Source organism: Kitasatospora sp. NPDC059571, assembly GCF_042735675.1.
Classification (GTDB): domain Bacteria; phylum Actinomycetota; class Actinomycetes; order Streptomycetales; family Streptomycetaceae; genus Kitasatospora.
On the sequence record NZ_JBHWBW010000075.1, the window covers coordinates 1 to 15,710 of the forward strand.

Below are 15,710 nucleotides of genomic sequence, written 5' to 3' on the forward strand. Positions count from 1 at the left end.
CGCCCCCCCCGCCCCCGCCCCCCCCCATCCCCTCTGTTGGGGGGGGGGGCACCCCCCCACCCTCACAGCCGCGGGCCGCGACCCCCGCGCCCCTTTCGCATTCGCCCCCGCCCGGGAGCCCGCCGGACGGTGTGTTAGCTTCTTTGTCTGTTCATGGGATTCATATGACCTGTTCTATGACAAGACTTGACGGTGTGCCGGGGGAGAGGAACCGCCATGGCAGGGGAGTACCGCGTCGATCCGGAGGCCCTGCGGCGATTCGCCCGCACCTCCGCCGCCCGCTCCGACCGGCTGCGCGCCGCCCGCGCCGCCCTCGGCGCCCAGCCGCTCGGGCCGCAGGCCTTCGGCCGGCTGCCCGAGGCCGAGGAGACCGGCCGCCACTACGCCGAGCGCGCCGAGGCCGCCCTCGACAACCTCACCTCCGCCGCCGACACCATGGCCCGGATCGACGACCACGCCCAGGGCCTCGCCCGCTCCTACGAACAGGCCGACGCCCTGACCGTCGAGGCCCTCACCGCCGTCGCCAGGGGGCTCTGACCATGACCGGTCCCGTCTCCGGCGCCGTCGACGCCTACACGAAGATCAACCAGTGGATGAGCCCGATGAGCAGCGTGATCGACGAGATCATGCGCCCCATCGTCGAACCGCTCGCCGAACCCCTCGAGTTCGTCACCGGCGACCCCGAGGGCCTCACCGCCGCCGCCGACCTCTGGCGCCGGCAGGCCGCCGAACTCCGCGAGACCGTCGCCGACCAGCGCCGCGACCGCGCCGACCTCGCGCACGGCTGGCAGGGCGCCGCCGCCGACGCCTTCCAGCAGGAACTCGCCGCCTACGAGGACGCCCTGGAGGCCGAGGCCGACGACATGGAGGCCACCGCCGAACTCCTCGACGAGGCCGCTGCCGAGAGCCGGATGGCCCAGGACCTCGTCGAGACCGTCATCCGCGAACTCATCGAGTGGGCCCTGATCACCCTCGCCGCCTCGATCGCCTTCAGCGTCGTCACCGCCGGCATCTCCCTCGCCGCCGAGGCCGCCGCCGCAGCCGCCGAGGGCGGCATCGCCTCGGCCCGGATCGCCTCCCTGGTCGCCAGGCTCGCCCGCGCCCTCAAGAAGATCGAACAGGCGCTCAAGACCCTCAAGGAGGTCTCGAAGCGCCCCCACCTCAACCCCAAGAAGCCCTGGACCTGGAACAAGCCGATCGACGTGCCCGCCTACCTCGCCAAGAAGGGCACCAAGACCATCGGCAAGGCCGCCCTGCACGGCCTCGGCCTCACCGGCGACCCGGTCGGCCAGAGCGTCCAGCAGGCCGTCCAGTCCGGCGCCGGCATCCTCGCCGACGAGGCCGACGACCGGATCTCCGGCAACCGCGGCCCCAGCACGGCCGCCCGCGAGCACACCGGCATCGCCCAGCCCCACCAGCCGCCGGAACTCAGCCCCGAGGAGCGCCGGCGCCGCTTCGACGAGGCCTTCGGATAGGGGACGCCGTGCTCAACCGCGACCGCGACATCGCCACCCCGCACCTCGAACCCGGCGAACACCTCCTCGCCGCCGCCCCCGCCGACCTCGCCCCCGGCATCCCGCACCCGCCCGCCCACCTGCTCACCCCCCGCCGGCCCGGCGGGCTCGAACAGCGCCTCGGCCGGCCCCTCACCGCGCTGCGCCGCGCCTACGCCGCCGTCAACCCCGTCTCCGCGGCCGTCGGCGCCGTCGAGGACCGGCTCGCCGACGCCGTCCCCGACACCCTCTGGCACGGCGAGGGCATGGCCGGCGGCTGGCAGTCGGCGGCCGGCCGGTTCGTCCTGCGGATGCACGACGAGGGCGCCCACGGCAGCGGCACCCTCGCCGTCACCGACCGCCGCCTGCTCCTCGTCGTGGACCGCGCCAGTGCCTGGCAGCTGCTCACCGAACGGCACGAACTGCACTGGGCGGCGCCCCGGCACACCGTCACCCTGCACCGCAACGCCACCGGAGTCCTCCAGCGCGGCCGGATCGACCTGCACTTCGCCGACGGCTCCTGGGCCGCCGTCACCACCCCGCGGCCCGCCGCCGCCGACGAACTCGCCGCCGCTGCGCACCGCTGACCCCCGGTGCCGGCCGGCACGCCCACCGACCGGTCCACCGTGCGTAGGGTGTGACCATGAACCGTGCGGACGGACTCGACCTCCAGGAGGCGCGGCTCGACGAGCTGCTGGCCGCCCTCGGCCTGACCTGCCACACGGACGACGACCCGAGGGTGGAGCGGCTCGCCGCGACCGAGCCGCTCTACCCGCAGTACCACCGGATCGGCCACAAGCGGCAGACCGCCTACCGGGCGCTCGCCGCTGACCGGGCCCTCGCCCGCGACCACGCCGACGCGGTGCTCGCCGCCCTCCTGTGCGACGACGACCCGAGCTCGCCGCGCTGGCTGGCCGCCGTCCTGCTGACGGCGATCGGCCGCCGCGCCCTCCAGGACCGCCTGCTGGCCGCCCTCGCCGACGGCACCCCCCACCAGCGGGAATGCGCCGCGAACGCCTGGCGGTGGGCGGATACCGCCCCGGACGATCCGCGCTACCTGGCCGCTCTCGCCCGTTCGGGCGAGTGATCGGCCGAACCCGCTGGGTACGCTGGAGGGCACTGCAAGGATCCGGCCCATGGGAGCAGTGATGACCGCCGCACCGGAGCCGACCTGGCCCGTTCCGCCCGAGGGCGGATGGACCGCCGACGACCTCGACCGGCTTCCGAATCTGCCTCCGCACACGGAGTTGATCGACGGGAGTCTCGTCTTCGTGAGTCCACGGGCCCTTTTCCACATCTACGCGATCCGTCTCCTGGAGTACGGGCTGCTCCGGGCCCGGCCCGACGACCTGGCCGTCCTGCGGGAGATGACCGTGACCCTGGGCCGCAAGGACCGGCCGGAGCCCGACCTTCTGGTGGTGTCACGCGAATCCGTCGGCAGTGACCGGCAGACCACGCAGCAGCCCGACGGCGTCGTCCTCGCCGTCGAAGTGGTGTCCCCCGACTCCGTCGAGCGCGACCGCGAGGTCAAACCGCGCAAGTACGCCGCCGCGGGCTTCCGGCACTTCTGGCGGGTGGAGAACGAGCAGGGCGAACTCGCCGTCCACGTCTACGAGTTGGATGCAGCAACCGGCTCGTACGCGCCGATGGGCATCCACCGCGGGAAGCTCCTGCTCGACCTGCCGTTCCCGATCGATATCGACCTGACGGATCCTCGGCGCTGGTTGTAGCCCGGCGGCCACCCGCCCGGCCGCGGGGCCGGGAATGCCGAACGGTACGGTGTCCGCCATGCGTTGCGCGATATGCGGATCCCAGCGGCTCAGCCCGCTCGGCGACCTGGTCTCCGGTGAGCGGTGGGGCGAGCGGCTGCGGCTGCGCTTCCCGCGGCCCGGCGTGCTCAAGCCGCGGCCGGAGTTCGACGCCGACTACGCCCGGGCCTGCCTGGACTGCGGGGCGCTCCTGCCGTTCCTCGGCGAAGAGGTCCGCCGGCGGCTCGACGCGGTGGCGGACACCCTGCGCGACCTCCCGAACTGACCGGCCGAACCGACCGCCCGGCACCGCCCGGCCGTCAGGCGGACAGCGCCGTCGGTGCGGCGCCGGCCGCCTGCCGGGCCTCGTCGTAGCGCTCCAGCAGCAGCCGGGCGATCTCGGGGGCCGCGCCGAGAACGGGCGCGAGCAGGTCGGCGCCGGCGTCCGCGGCCGCGGCGGCGATCCGGTCCGGCAGCAGGCCGGGGGCGAGCAGGTACGGGCAGACCGCGACCCGGGCGGCGCCGGCCGCCCGCAGGGCCGCGACCGCGTCGGGCACCCGCGGCCCGGCCGCGGAGGCGTACGTGACCTCGGCGCCCGCCCAGCCGCGGCTGCGGGCCCAGTCGGCGGCCACCGCGCGGGTCGCCGCGTCGGCGGACGGGTCGGAGGAGCCGGCGGCGGCGAGCACCACACCGGTGCGGCCGCGCTCCGCGGCGGAGCCGGTGTCGAGCCCGGTCCCGGCGAGCCGGCGGTCCAGGGCGTCCAGCAGCAGCGGGGACGGCCCGAGCACCCCGGCGAGCGGCAGGTCGGCGCCGGCCGACCGCAGCGCGGCCGGGATGTCGCTCTTGGCGTGGAAGGCCCGGTTGAGCAGCAGCGGCACCGCGACGGCCGCGCCGAGCCGCCCGGCGACCTGCGGGATCCGCGGGGCGCAGTGGTCGAGGTAGGCGGTGGCCGCGGTCAGCCCGGGCCGCAGTGCCGCGACCTGCCGGACGAGGGCGTCCACCGTGGCGGCGTGCCGCGGGTCGCGGCTGCCGTGGGCGATCAGCAGGAGGGCGGGGCCGTCCGCCCCGCCGTGGCGACGGGCGGGGGCGGACGGCGTCGTGGTGCGCACGGCGGCGGCCCTCAGCGGGAGGTGACCAGCAGGCCGCGGTTGCGCAGCACGCGGCGCTCCAGCGGGGAGAACACCAGCAGGTCGATCGCCACGCCGACGACGAGGATCAGCACGATGCCGAGCAGCACGCCGGACATGTCGGAGAACTCCCGCTGGTTCTCCAGGTACCGGCCCAGGCCCACGCCCAGGTCGGGGGAGGCCGCGATGAGCTCGGCCGCCATCAGCGAGCGCCAGGAGAACGCCCAGCCCTGCTTGAGGCCGGCCAGGTAGCCGGGCAGCGCGGCGGGCAGCAGTACGTGCCGGGCGCCCGCGATGCCGGTGGCGCCCAGGGTGCGGCCGGCCCGCAGGTAGATCGGCGGGACCTGGTCGATGCCGGCGATCAGGCCGTTGGCGATCGACGGGACGGCGCCGAGCAGGATGACCGCGTACATCGCCGAGTTGTTGATGCCGAGCCAGATCACCGCGGCCGGCACCCAGGCCACCGACGGCAGCGACTGCAGGCCGGAGAGGACCGGCCCGAGGGCGGCGCGCAGCGGCCTGATCCGGGCGACCAGCAGGCCGATCGGGGTGCCGATGACGACGGCGGCGAGGAAGCCGGAGATGCCGCGCCACACGCTCGTCCAGATGATCGAGAACAGCGTGCCCTGGTACCAGAGGTCGGTCAGCGAGTGCCAGACGTCGCCCGGGCTGGGCAGCTTGTCGGGGGTGGTCAGCTTCAGGCTGTAGGCGAGCTGCCAGGCGGCGAGCACGACCACGATGCCGAGCACCGGCGGCAGCACCTTCTGGCGCAGCACCTCGCCGACCGGGGTGCGCTGGACCTGGACGGCGTCCAGGGCGTCCAGGCCGGCCTCGACGCTGGCGGAGTCGTCGTGCTGGTCGTTCTTCTCGACCGCGGGGGCGGTGTCAGTGCTGGACATGGCGGCGGATCTCCCCACGCAGCTCTTCGGTGATCTCGATGGACAGGTCCGCGACGCCGGAGTCCTCGATCCGGCGCGGCTGGGGCAGGTCGATCCGCCACTCCTTGGCCACCCGGCCGGGGCGGGAGGAGAGCAGGACGACCCGCTGGGCGAGGCGGACGGCCTCGCGCACGTTGTGCGTGACGAACAGGACGGTCAGCTTGCGCTCCGCCCAGATCCGGGTGATCTCGTCGTGCAGCACGTCGCGGGTGATGGCGTCGAGCGCGGCGAACGGCTCGTCCATCAGCAGCACCGTGGAGCCCTGGGCGAGCGAGCGGGCCATCGCGACGCGCTGGCGCATACCGCCGGACAGCTCGTGGACGCGCTTCTTGTACGCGCCGCCGAGGCGGACCAGCTCCAGCAGCCGCTCGGCCTCGGCGCGGCGCTCGTCCTTCGCCACGCCGGCCAGCCGCAGCGCGAGCTCGATGTTGCGGCCGGCGGTGAGCCACGGGAACAGCGCGTGGTCCTGGAACATCAGGGCCGGCCGGCCGCCGGGCACCTCGATGTCGCCGGAGGTGGGCCGGTCCAGGCCGGCCACCAGGTTGAGCAGGGTGGACTTGCCGCAGCCCGAGGCCCCGAGGAGGGTGACGAACTCGCCGGGCGCGACGTCCAGGCTGATGTCGTCCAGGACGGGGGTGGCGCTGCCGGGACGGCCGAACGACTTGTGCACGTGCGCGAGGCGGACGGCGGGCCGGGCGATCGCGGACTCGGTGGCGGTGGCGGTGTTCTCCGAGGTGGTGAGTGCCGGGCTCATCCGGACACCTCCTGCTTCTGGGGGAACTCCCAGCCGAGGGCTGGGGGCGGTCTGGGCCCCTCCTGCCCGGTGACGGGCGGGGAGGGATGGCGGCGGCCTCGGGGGCCGGGGTCCGGCCCCGCCCCTTCCGTGACGGGCATCGACGGGTCGGGGCGGGGCGGACCGCGGGGCTAGCGGGTGCAGGTCACTTGGTACCGAGTCCGGCGTCCGCCACGACGGGCCTGCCCTGCGCCTGGAGCACCTTGTTGAGCAGGGTCAGGTCGTAGATCCCGGCGAGGTTCGGCTTCTTGAGCAGACCGGCGGTCACCGCGTGGTCGGCCTCGGCCTGCAGGGTGTTCGCCAGCGGGTCGTCCAGGAATTCGATGTCCTGCCAGGCCGGGTCGAGGACGTTGTCGGACAGCGCGTTGCCGGCCGCCTCCTTGATCGCGGCATTGGCGTCGGCCTTCGCCTTGGCCGGGTTGGCCTTGATGAACGCGTTGGTGTTCACCGAGCCGCGCAGCACGGCCTCCACCACGTCCGGGTGCGCCTTGAGGAACTTCTGCGACACGATGATGTTGGTGATGACGAACTTGCCGTCCGGCCAGACGTCCTTCTCGTTCAGCAGGACCTTGGCGCCGAGCGTGACCAGCTTGGAGGCGGTCGGCTCGGGCACCCAGGCGCCGTCGATCGAGCCGGACTTGTAGGCGTCCGGGGTGACCTTGTTGTCGGTGCGCACCACGCTCACGTCGCCGGCGCCGGACTGCGCGTCGACCTTGTAGCCCTTGGTGGCCAGGTAGTTGAGCAGTGCCACGTCCTGGGTGTTGCCGAGCTGCGGGGTGGCGATCTTCTTGCCCTTGAGCTCGTCCAGGCTGTGGATCTTGTCGGGGTTGACCACCAGCTTCACGCCGCCGGAGGCCGAGCCGCCGAGGATCTTCAGCGAGGTGCCGTTGGACTTGGTGAAGCCGTTGATCGCCGGGGAGGGGCCGATCCAGCCGATGTCGATCGAGCCGGCGTTCAGCGCCTCGATCTCGGCCGGGCCCGCGTTGAAGACCTGCGGCTTGATCGTGGTGGCGCCCAGCTCCTTCTGGAACAGGCCCTCCTTGAGGCCGACCAGCGGGGTGCCGTGCGTCAGGTTGGCGAAGTAGCCGATCTTCACGGTGTCCGCGGAGAGCTTCGCGGCACCGGAGGAGGCCGCGGCCGGGGCGGCGGCACTCTTGTCCTCGCTCTTGGAGCCGTAGCTGCACGCGGACAGCAGGCCGGTGGCGGTGAGGACGGCGACGGCGACGGCGGCCGGACGTCTGAAGCGGGTGCTGCCGGAGCGTGCGGAGGTATGCGTGGTGGAGGGGGCGAGTGCCATGGGAGTCGTCCCGTTCATGGTGGGGCGCGCGTGGCGCCGGTTCGGAAGTGGTCGCGGTGCTGACGGCATGTCGGATGCCGGGCAAGCCGGGACGGCGGCTGCTGTGGGAAGGCGCCGACCCGGTGACAGGGGATCAGTGCCCCTGTCCGCCTCCACATCGCGTCAGGCCGCCCTGGCCGCTGCCGAGGACGCCGCTGCCGATGCGGCCGCCTTCCTTGTCCATGCCCGAGAACGCCTCGCTGGGCATCAGACCCAGTCCTCCCCGTCGTTCGCATCGGTGTCGTCCGCGACCGCACGCACGGTCTCGAACGCCTCGCCCGCCATGCCGGCGGTGAGGGTGGTGCCGTCGGCCGGGTCGATGAGCAGGAACGAGCCCGTCCGGCGGTTGTCGGTGTAGTCGTCGAGCGCCAGCGGCTCGGCGGTGCGCAGCACCACGTGGCCGATGTCGTTGACCTCCAGGCCGTCGGCACCGGAGCGCTGCTCCAGGGTGTCGATGTCGATCCGGTAGGAGATCTCCTTCACCAGCGCGCGCACGGTGCGGGTGGTGTGCTTGAGCAGCACCTTCGCGCCGGGGCGCAGGGTGCGCTCGTTCAGGTGGCAGACGGTCGCCTCGATGTCCTTGGTGGGGACGGGGGCGGCGCCGGCCGCGATCAGGTCGCCGCGGGAGACGTCGATGTCCTCGGCGAGGCGGACGGTCACCGACTGGGGGGCCCAGGCGATGTCCGTCTCGGTGCCGAGCGCGTCGATGCCCGCGACGGTGGTGGTGTGCCCGGACGGCAGCACGGTGACCCGGTCGCCGACCCGCAGCACGCCGGAGGCCAGCTGGCCGGCGTAGCCGCGGTAGTCGGGGTGGGCCTCGGTCTGCGGGCGGATCACGTACTGGACCGGGAAGCGGGCCGGCTCGATGCCGGGGTCGCTGCCGACCGGCACGGTCTCCAGGTGCTCCAGCAGGGTCGGGCCGCCGTACCAGTCCATGTGCGCGGACGGCTCGACGACGTTGTCGCCGGCCAGCGCGGAGATCGGCACCGCCACCACGTCCTTGACGCCCAGTGAGGCCGCGTACGCGGTGAACTCCTCGGCGATGGCGGCGAAGACGGGCTCGGCGTAGTCGACCAGGTCCATCTTGTTGACCGCCAGCACCACGTGCGGCACCCGCAGCAGCGCGGCGACCGCGGCGTGCCGGCGGGTCTGCTCGACGACGCCGTTGCGGGCGTCGACCAGCACCACGGCGAGCTCGGCGGTGGACGCGCCGGTCACCATGTTCCGGGTGTACTGCACGTGCCCGGGGGTGTCGGCGAGGATGAACCGGCGCCGGGCGGTGGCGAAGTAGCGGTACGCGACGTCGATGGTGATGCCCTGCTCGCGCTCGGCGCGCAGGCCGTCGGTGAGCAGCGCCAGGTCGGGCGCCTCCTGGCCGCGGTTGCGGGAGGCGTGCTCGACGGCCTCCAGCTGGTCGGCGAGCACCGACTTGGAGTCGTGGAGGAGGCGGCCGACCAGGGTCGACTTGCCGTCGTCCACGCTCCCGGCGGTGGCGAAGCGCAGCAGCGAGGTGGCGCTGGCGTCCTGAACTGCGGTCATGGTTAGAAGTACCCCTCGCGCTTGCGGTCTTCCATCGCGGCCTCGGAGAGCTTGTCGTCGGCGCGGGTGGCGCCGCGCTCGGTGAGGCGGCTGGCGGCGATCTCGGCGATCACGTCGGCGATGGTGGTGGCGTCCGAGTCGACGGCGCCGGTGCAGGACATGTCGCCGACCGTCCGGTAGCGGATGAGGCGGGACTCGACCGGCTCGCTCTCCTTGGGGCCGCCCCACTCGCCGGCGGTCAGCCACATGCCGTCGCGCTTGAACACGTCGCGGTGGTGGGCGTAGTAGATCTCGGGGAGCTCGATGCCCTCCCGCTCGATGTACTGCCAGACGTCCAGCTCGGTCCAGTTGGAGAGCGGGAAGACGCGGACGTGCTCGCCGACGGCGTGCCGGCCGTTGTACAGCGACCACAGCTCGGGGCGCTGGCGGCGCGGGTCCCAGGCGCCGAACTCGTCGCGGAGCGAGAAGACGCGCTCCTTGGCGCGGGCCTTCTCCTCGTCGCGGCGGCCGCCGCCGAAGACGGCGTCGAACTTGTTGGACTCGATGGCGTCCAGCAGCGGCACGGTCTGCAGCGGGTTGCGGGTGCCGTCCGGGCGCTCGCGCAGCCGGCCGTCGTCGATGAAGTCCTGCACGTGGGCGACGTGCAGCCGCAGGTTGTGCTTCGCGACGGTGCGGTCGCGGTACTCGATGACCTCGGGGAAGTTGTGCCCGGTGTCGACGTGCAGCAGCGAGAAGGGCACCGCGGCCGGCCAGAACGCCTTCAGCGCCAGGTGCAGCATGACGATGGAGTCCTTGCCGCCCGAGAACAGGATCACCGGACGCTCGAACTCGCCCGCGACCTCGCGGAAGATGTGCACCGACTCCGCCTCCAGGGCGTCGAGGTGCGACAGCGCGTAGGGGTTCTCGCGGGTGTCCAGAAGGCTGTGCGTGGCGGTCGTCATGCCAGACCCCTCTCGGTCAGGAACGCGTGCAGTTCGGCGGCGGACTCGGTGACCGCCCGGCCCTGCGTCTGCAGGCGCAGCTCCGGATCGGCGGGCGCCTCGTACGGGTCGTCCACACCGGTGAGACCGGAGATCTCGCCGGCGGCCTGCTTGGCGTACAGGCCCTTCACGTCGCGCTCGGCGCAGAGCTCGACCGGGGTGGCGACGTGGATCTCCAGGAACTCGGTGCCGTGGGCGGTGTGCCGCTCGCGGACGGCGGCGCGGGAGTCCGCGTACGGGGCGATCACCGGGGCGAGCACCTTCACACCGTTGGCGGCCAGCTTCTCGGCGACGAAGCCGATCCGCGTCACGTTGGTGTGCCGGTCCTCCTTGGTGAAGCCGAGGCCCTTGGAGAGGAACTCGCGGATCTCGTCACCGTCCAGGACCTCGACCCTGTGGCCCTCGGCGCGCAGCCGCTCGGCCAGCGCGAAGGCCAGGGTGGTCTTGCCCGCGGAGGGCAGCCCGGTCAGCCACACGGTGGCGCCGCGCTCGCAGGGGGCGGCCGCGCGGGCCGCCTCTGCGGCTTGGCCGGCGGCCAGGGTGTCGGCTGTCGTCACGGTGAACTCTCCTGAGGTCTCGTCGAACGGATGGGTGGTCAGAGGTGGATGCCGCACTCGGTCTTGCCCGAGCCCGCCCAGCGGCCGGCCCGGCCCTCCTCGCCCTCGCCGGGCTTGGCGGTGCACGACAGCGGCGAGCAGCCGATCGAGGTGTAGCCCTCCCACAGCAGCGGGTTGAGCAGCACCCCGTTGGCCTGCACGTACGCGTCGACGTCCGCCTGCGTCCAGCGGGCGATCGGGGCGAGCTTCACCTTGCGGCGCTTGGCGTCCCAGGCCACCACCGGGGTGTTCGCCCGGGACGGCGACTCGTCGCGGCGCAGCCCGGTCGCCCACGCGTCGTAGGCGCCGAGGCCGCGGTTGAGCGGCTCGACCTTGCGCAGCGAGCAGCACAGGTCCGGGTCGCGGTCGTGCAGGTTCGGCCCGTACTGGGCGTCCTGCTCGGCCACGGTCAGCTTCGGCGTGAGCGTGATGACGTTGACCGGCAGGGTCGCCGCCACCGCGTCGCGGGTGCCGATGGTCTCGGCGAAGTGGTAGCCGGTGTCCAGGAAGACCACGTCCACGCCGGGCAGCACGGTGGAGGCGAGGTGGGCCACCACCGCGTCCTCCATCGAGGAGGTGACGCAGAACCGCTTGCCGAAGGTGTCGGCCGCCCACTGCAGGACCTCCTGCGCGGACGCCTCCTCCAGGTCGCGGGCGGCCGCGGCGGCCAGCGCCTCGTAGTCGGTCGCGGTGCTCATTCGTCCCCTCCTTCCCCGGTGTCCGCGGTGGTGCCGGTCGTGGTGCCGTCGGGCCGCAGCAGGCCCAGGAACTTCAGCTGGAAGGCCCGGCGGCAGGAGGCGCACTCCCAGCAGCCGTGCCCGGCCTCCGAGGGACGCAGGTCCTCGTCGCCGCAGTACGGGCAGTGAAAGGGCGCTGCCCGCTCACTCACGAGAGCTGCTCCTCGCTCGCCCGGGCCGTCCACTGGGCGAAGCGCTCGCCCTCGTGGCGGTCGGCCCGGTAGCGGGTCAGCACGCGCTCGACGTAGTCCGGCAGGCCGGCGCTGGTGACCTTGAGGCCGCGGACCTTGCGGCCGAAGCCGGCCTCCAGGCCGAGTGCGCCGCCCAGGTGCACCTGGTAGCCCTCGACCTGCTCGCCGTTCTCGTCGGTGACGAGCTGGCCCTTGAGGCCGATGTCCGCGACCTGGATGCGGGCGCAGGCGTTCGGGCAGCCGTTGATGTTGATGGTGAGCGGCTCGTCGAAGTCGGGCAGGCGCTGCTCCAGCTCGTCGATCAGGGTGCGGCCGCGCTCCTTGGTCTCGACGATGGCGAGCTTGCAGTACTCGATGCCGGTGCAGGCCATCGTGCCGCGGCGGAAGGACGACGGTCGGACCTGCAGGTCGAGCGCCTCCAGGCCGGCGACCAGCGACTCCACGCGGTCCTCGGTGACGTCCAGGATCAGCATCTTCTGCTCGGCGGTGGTGCGCAGCCGGTCCGAGCCGTGCTCGGCGGCGAGGTCGGCGATCTGGCCGAGGACCTTGCCGCTGACCCGGCCGACCCGCGGCGCGAAGCCGACGTAGAAGCGGCCGTCCTTCTGCCGGTGGACGCCGACGTGGTCGCGCCAGCGGGCGACCGGCTCGGCGGGCGCGGGGCCGTCGACGAGCTTGCGCTGCAGGTACTCGTCCTCCAGCACCTGGCGGAACTTCTCGGTGCCCCAGTCGGCGACCAGGAACTTCAGCCGGGCGCGGTTGCGCAGCCGGCGGTAGCCGTAGTCGCGGAAGATGCCGATGACGCCGCCGTAGACGTCGGCGACCTCGTCCAGCGGCACCCAGGCGCCGAGGCGGACGCCCAGCTTGGGGTTGGTGGACAGGCCGCCGCCGACCCAGAGGTCGAAGCCGGGGCCGTGCTCCGGGTGGACGACGCCGACGAACGCCACGTCGTTGATCTCGTGCGCCACGTCGAGCTGCGGCGAGCCGGAGACCGCCGACTTGAACTTGCGCGGCAGGTTGGAGAAGTCCTTGTTGCCGATGAAGCGCCGCTGGATCTCCTCGATGGCGGGGGTGCCGTCGATGATCTCGTCCTCGGCGATGCCGGCGACCGGCGAGCCGAGGATGACGCGCGGGGTGTCGCCGCAGGCCTCGGTGGTGGACAGGCCGACGGCCTCCAGCTTCTGCCAGATCGCCGGGACGTCCTCGATCCGGATCCAGTGGTACTGGACGTTCTGCCGGTCGGTCAGGTCCGCGGTGCCGCGGCCGTACAGCTCGGAGACCTCGGAGATCGCCCGCAGCTGGGCGACGGTGAGGCGGCCGCCGTCGATGCGCACGCGCAGCATGAAGAACTCGGCGTCCAGCTCGTGGGGGTCCAGGATGGCGGTCTTGCCGCCGTCGATGCCCTCCTTGCGCTGGGTGTACAGACCCCACCAGCGCATCCGGCCGCGCAGGTCGGCCGGGTCGATGGAGTCGAAGCCGCGGTGCGCGTAGATCGTCTCAATGCGCGTCCGCACGTTGAGACCGTCGTCGTCCTTCTTGAACTGCTCGTTGGCGTTCAGCGGCGTGAAGTGGCCCATGCCCCACTGACCCTCGCCGCGGTGGCGGGTCACCTTGCGGGCGGCGGCGGGACGGCGCACGGGGGCGCCGGCGACCGAGGGCTCGACCGGTTCGGGAGTAGGGGCCATGGTGTCAGTCCTTTTGGCAGCTGGCTCAGATGAGGGATGTCGGCATCCCCGGGCACGGAACTGCCGTGACCTGCGCTGTTGCTGCAGGACTTCAGAGGGCAGTGACCTGGGGCCGGAGGGCGCCCGCACATCCGCGTCGGCGGGGATGGCGAGGTGGTGGCGCCGGTGCCGTGGTGGCGGCAGGGGTAGGGCTCAGGTCACCGGACAGATGGCGCTGGACACGCGGAGGAGGTCGACGTGCAGTCGACCTACGAGGGTGGCTCCGGCGCTTGGCATGGCAAGAGATTCGCACGGGGACCGACCCCCGGTCCACTAACATCCGCATTCTGGACACTGTCGTACCGCAGAGTGAGACGCCAGGTGTATCCGCCGTCGTCGGAGCCGTGCGAGCCGTCCACCGCGACCACGATACGGCCCGTCACGGGCCCCCCGGTGACCCCCGTCGCGGTCACCGGCGCCCGGTACGCGCGGGGGCGCGAAAGCGGTGCCTACGGCCCAGTACCGTAGGGGCGTGCAAGCAGCAGGCAGTACTCCGCGGGAGACCTCCGGCCCGGCCGCCGAACGGCCCTCGCGCCGCCGGGGCGGGCGCCGCCGCGCCGCCAGGCGCAGCACCTGGCGCCAGACCGGCTGGGCCCTGCTGAAGGACACCACCAACACCTGCGTCGAGTACCGGGTCACCGGCCTCGCCGCGGAGGCGGCCTTCTTCACCCTGCTGTCCATCCCGCCGCTGCTGCTCTGCCTGGCCGGCACCCTCGGCTACCTCGACGACATCCTCGGCGCCGGCACCATCGACAAGCTCAAGCAGGACATCGTCTCGGCATCCGGGACGGTGCTCTCACCGGACGCGGTCCAGCAGATCGTCCAGCCCGTACTCACCGGCGTCTTCGACAACGCCCGGCCCGACCTCATCTCGATCGGCTTCCTGCTGTCGCTCTGGTCGGGCTCCCGGGCGCTCTACATCTTCATCGACACCATCACCGTCATGTACGGCCTCGACGGCAAGCGCGGCATCGTCAAGACCCGCCTGATGTCGCTCGGCCTCTACCTCGGCGCCCTGGTGATCGGCTCGCTCGTGCTGCCGCTGCTGGTGGCCGGACCCGGGCTGGTGGTGGCCGCGCTGCCGGACTCCGCCGGACTGGTCAACGCGCTGTACTGGCCGGCCGCGATCCTGCTGCTGGTGATCTTCCTCACCACGCTCTACCACGTGGCCGTCCCGGCCAACACGCCGTGGCGCGAGGACATCCCCGGGGCACTGGTCGCGCTGGTGGTGCTCGTGGTCTGCAGCGTCGCCCTGCGCCTCTACCTGATCAGCTCGGTCGAGGGCTCCTCGGGCGGGGGCCCCTCGGTCTACGGCTCGCTCGCCGCTCCGGTCGCCGTGCTGCTCTGGATCTTCGTGATGGCGCTGGCGGTGCTCATCGGCGCCGCGATGAACGCCGCCATCGACCGCCGCTGGCCGAGCGTGGAGACCGCCGACGCCCGCGCCGAGAACGAGCGGGCCAGCGAGGAGGCGGCCGTGGTGGTGGTCCGCGAGGCGGCCGCCCGCCGGGCCGTCGAGCGCGCCCTGCTGGTGCGCGAGCTCGGGCTCGCCGAGGGCGGGGACGAGGAGGAGGAGGAGGACGACGGCGTGCCGCCCTCCGAGTACCCGGAGCGCTGGGCGGACGTGCTGCCGCACCGCAGCCTGCGTGCCCGGCTCTCCGGCCGGCGCCGCCACCGCCGGCCACCGCCCCCGCCGGACACCGACCGGCCGCTCGCCCCGCCGCGGCCCTCGCCGCACCACCACCCGCAGCCCGAGCCGCTGCGGCCGCCGACCCGGCCGGAGCCGCTGCACCCGCAGGACTTCCCGCAGGTGCCGCCGGTCCCGCCGGCGCCGCCGCGGACGCCGTGGGACGGGCGCTGGAACGGCTGACCGGCACCACCCGGACGGCTCCTTCATTGGCATGAATGGGGCAAATCGCATCGATGTGCGGAGAATCCGTGAAGGAGGTGCGTCCATCCGGTGGGGGAGGGCGTGCCGTACGGGGCGCCGGGTAGGCGCGGTGGCGAGGATGCGGAACCGTTCGCTCCACTAATCGCGGGAGGCCGTCCATGCCGCTGATCAACTACGTCGCGCTGCGCGAGCTCGTCGAGGAGCTGGACGCCCTGGCAGGGGATACCGCTCCGGACGCCTCCGCACGCCGGCGCCGCGAGGACGCGCTCTACACGGTCTGCGTCTACACCGGTGTCCGCGACCCGCGGCGGGCCCTCACCCGGGCCAGGCGGCTGCTGGCGGCGCGGCCCTCGGACACCGTACCGACCGGCGCCGCGCCCGCCGCTGCCGCCGCGCCGGGGGCTGCGGTTCCGGCGGCCGTGCTCCCGGTGGCCGCCGCGGGCTCCGGCGGCGGCCGGCCGGCGGTGGCACCCGTCCCGGTGGGCGCGGCCTGACCCGTCCGGCATCCGGTCGTCCCGCGTCCGGCAGCTGGACGCGGGGCAGCCGGCCGTACCTGCTCGGGTGCCGGTTCGGCCCCGGGGGGGGACCGGGCACCCGGGGGGGGGAAGTGTAAAGCAAAAAAA

19 protein-coding genes are annotated in these 15,710 nt (G+C 73.3%); 8 read left to right on the plus strand and 11 right to left on the minus strand.

Annotation, left to right across the window (positions count from 1 at the left end; all coding sequences use genetic code 11):
* Positions 1 to 216: 216 nt before the first annotated feature.
* The 6 genes from ACFV0G_RS11765 to ACFV0G_RS11790 are packed head-to-tail and all read left to right on the plus strand — an operon-like array spanning position 217 to position 3,527.
* Positions 217 to 537: a hypothetical protein gene (locus ACFV0G_RS11765; protein ID WP_380545427.1), complete on the plus strand. Its 321-nt coding sequence runs from the start codon at positions 217 to 219 to the stop codon at positions 535 to 537.
* Between the two features lie 2 nt (positions 538 to 539).
* A complete protein-coding gene (locus ACFV0G_RS11770; RefSeq protein ID WP_380545429.1) occupies positions 540 to 1,475 on the plus strand; it encodes a WXG100 family type VII secretion target in 936 nt (311 codons plus the stop codon).
* Between the two features lie 8 nt (positions 1,476 to 1,483).
* The gene (locus ACFV0G_RS11775) at positions 1,484 to 2,080 is read left to right on the plus strand and encodes a hypothetical protein (RefSeq protein ID WP_380545431.1); all 597 of its coding nucleotides are present in this window, start codon (positions 1,484 to 1,486) and stop codon (positions 2,078 to 2,080) included.
* Between the two features lie 56 nt (positions 2,081 to 2,136).
* Positions 2,137 to 2,580, plus strand: a complete 444-nt coding sequence (locus ACFV0G_RS11780; RefSeq protein ID WP_380545433.1) for a hypothetical protein — start codon at positions 2,137 to 2,139, stop codon at positions 2,578 to 2,580.
* Positions 2,581 to 2,629: 49 nt separating this feature from the next.
* Entirely contained in the window at positions 2,630 to 3,223 is a 594-nt protein-coding gene (locus ACFV0G_RS11785; RefSeq protein ID WP_380545435.1) for a Uma2 family endonuclease, read from the plus strand.
* Positions 3,224 to 3,281: 58 nt separating this feature from the next.
* Complete coding sequence (locus ACFV0G_RS11790) at positions 3,282 to 3,527, plus strand: hypothetical protein (protein ID WP_380545437.1); 246 nt, start codon at positions 3,282 to 3,284, stop codon at positions 3,525 to 3,527.
* A 34-nt stretch (positions 3,528 to 3,561) separates the two neighbouring features.
* Here the strand turns inward: ACFV0G_RS11790 and ACFV0G_RS11795 are convergent, their stop codons facing one another.
* From ACFV0G_RS11795 to ACFV0G_RS11845, 11 genes are all read right to left on the minus strand, one after another.
* Entirely contained in the window at positions 3,562 to 4,350 is a 789-nt protein-coding gene (locus ACFV0G_RS11795) for a sirohydrochlorin chelatase (RefSeq protein WP_380545439.1), read from the minus strand.
* Positions 4,351 to 4,361: 11 nt separating this feature from the next.
* Positions 4,362 to 5,267 carry an ABC transporter permease gene (locus ACFV0G_RS11800; protein ID WP_380545441.1) on the minus strand — a complete coding sequence of 302 codons (906 nt, stop codon included), beginning with the start codon at positions 5,265 to 5,267 and terminating at the stop codon, positions 4,362 to 4,364.
* Positions 5,254 to 6,060 carry an ABC transporter ATP-binding protein gene (locus ACFV0G_RS11805; RefSeq protein ID WP_380545443.1) on the minus strand — a complete coding sequence of 269 codons (807 nt, stop codon included), beginning with the start codon at positions 6,058 to 6,060 and terminating at the stop codon, positions 5,254 to 5,256. Before ACFV0G_RS11805 ends, ACFV0G_RS11800 begins: the two co-directional genes overlap by 14 nt.
* Before the next feature lie 184 nt (positions 6,061 to 6,244).
* A complete protein-coding gene (locus ACFV0G_RS11810) occupies positions 6,245 to 7,396 on the minus strand; it encodes an aliphatic sulfonate ABC transporter substrate-binding protein (RefSeq protein WP_380545445.1) in 1,152 nt (383 codons plus the stop codon).
* A 246-nt stretch (positions 7,397 to 7,642) separates the two neighbouring features.
* Entirely contained in the window at positions 7,643 to 8,974 is a 1,332-nt protein-coding gene (locus ACFV0G_RS11815) for a sulfate adenylyltransferase subunit 1 (protein ID WP_380545447.1), read from the minus strand.
* 2 nt (positions 8,975 to 8,976) lie between these two features.
* Entirely contained in the window at positions 8,977 to 9,915 is a 939-nt protein-coding gene (gene cysD / locus ACFV0G_RS11820; protein ID WP_380545449.1) for a sulfate adenylyltransferase subunit CysD, read from the minus strand.
* Positions 9,912 to 10,493 carry an adenylyl-sulfate kinase gene (gene cysC, locus ACFV0G_RS11825; protein WP_380545471.1) on the minus strand — a complete coding sequence of 194 codons (582 nt, stop codon included), beginning with the start codon at positions 10,491 to 10,493 and terminating at the stop codon, positions 9,912 to 9,914. Before cysC ends, cysD begins: the two co-directional genes overlap by 4 nt.
* Before the next feature lie 56 nt (positions 10,494 to 10,549).
* Complete coding sequence (locus tag ACFV0G_RS11830; RefSeq protein ID WP_380545451.1) at positions 10,550 to 11,248, minus strand: phosphoadenylyl-sulfate reductase; 699 nt, start codon at positions 11,246 to 11,248, stop codon at positions 10,550 to 10,552.
* Complete coding sequence (locus ACFV0G_RS11835) at positions 11,245 to 11,439, minus strand: hypothetical protein (protein ID WP_380545453.1); 195 nt, start codon at positions 11,437 to 11,439, stop codon at positions 11,245 to 11,247. The genes ACFV0G_RS11830 and ACFV0G_RS11835 overlap by 4 nt, the downstream gene beginning before the upstream one ends.
* Positions 11,436 to 13,160 carry a nitrite/sulfite reductase gene (locus ACFV0G_RS11840; protein WP_380545455.1) on the minus strand — a complete coding sequence of 575 codons (1,725 nt, stop codon included), beginning with the start codon at positions 13,158 to 13,160 and terminating at the stop codon, positions 11,436 to 11,438. Before ACFV0G_RS11840 ends, ACFV0G_RS11835 begins: the two co-directional genes overlap by 4 nt.
* A 192-nt stretch (positions 13,161 to 13,352) precedes the next feature.
* Positions 13,353 to 13,436: a putative leader peptide gene (locus ACFV0G_RS11845; RefSeq protein ID WP_317634116.1), complete on the minus strand. Its 84-nt coding sequence runs from the start codon at positions 13,434 to 13,436 to the stop codon at positions 13,353 to 13,355.
* A gap of 235 nt (positions 13,437 to 13,671) precedes the next feature.
* On the opposite strand from ACFV0G_RS11845, the gene ACFV0G_RS11850 reads away from it, so the two are divergent.
* Complete coding sequence (locus tag ACFV0G_RS11850) at positions 13,672 to 15,066, plus strand: YihY/virulence factor BrkB family protein (RefSeq protein ID WP_380545457.1); 1,395 nt, start codon at positions 13,672 to 13,674, stop codon at positions 15,064 to 15,066.
* Positions 15,067 to 15,245: 179 nt separating this feature from the next.
* A complete protein-coding gene (locus ACFV0G_RS11855; RefSeq protein WP_380545460.1) occupies positions 15,246 to 15,581 on the plus strand; it encodes a DUF5133 domain-containing protein in 336 nt (111 codons plus the stop codon).
* Positions 15,582 to 15,710: the final 129 nt, after the last annotated feature.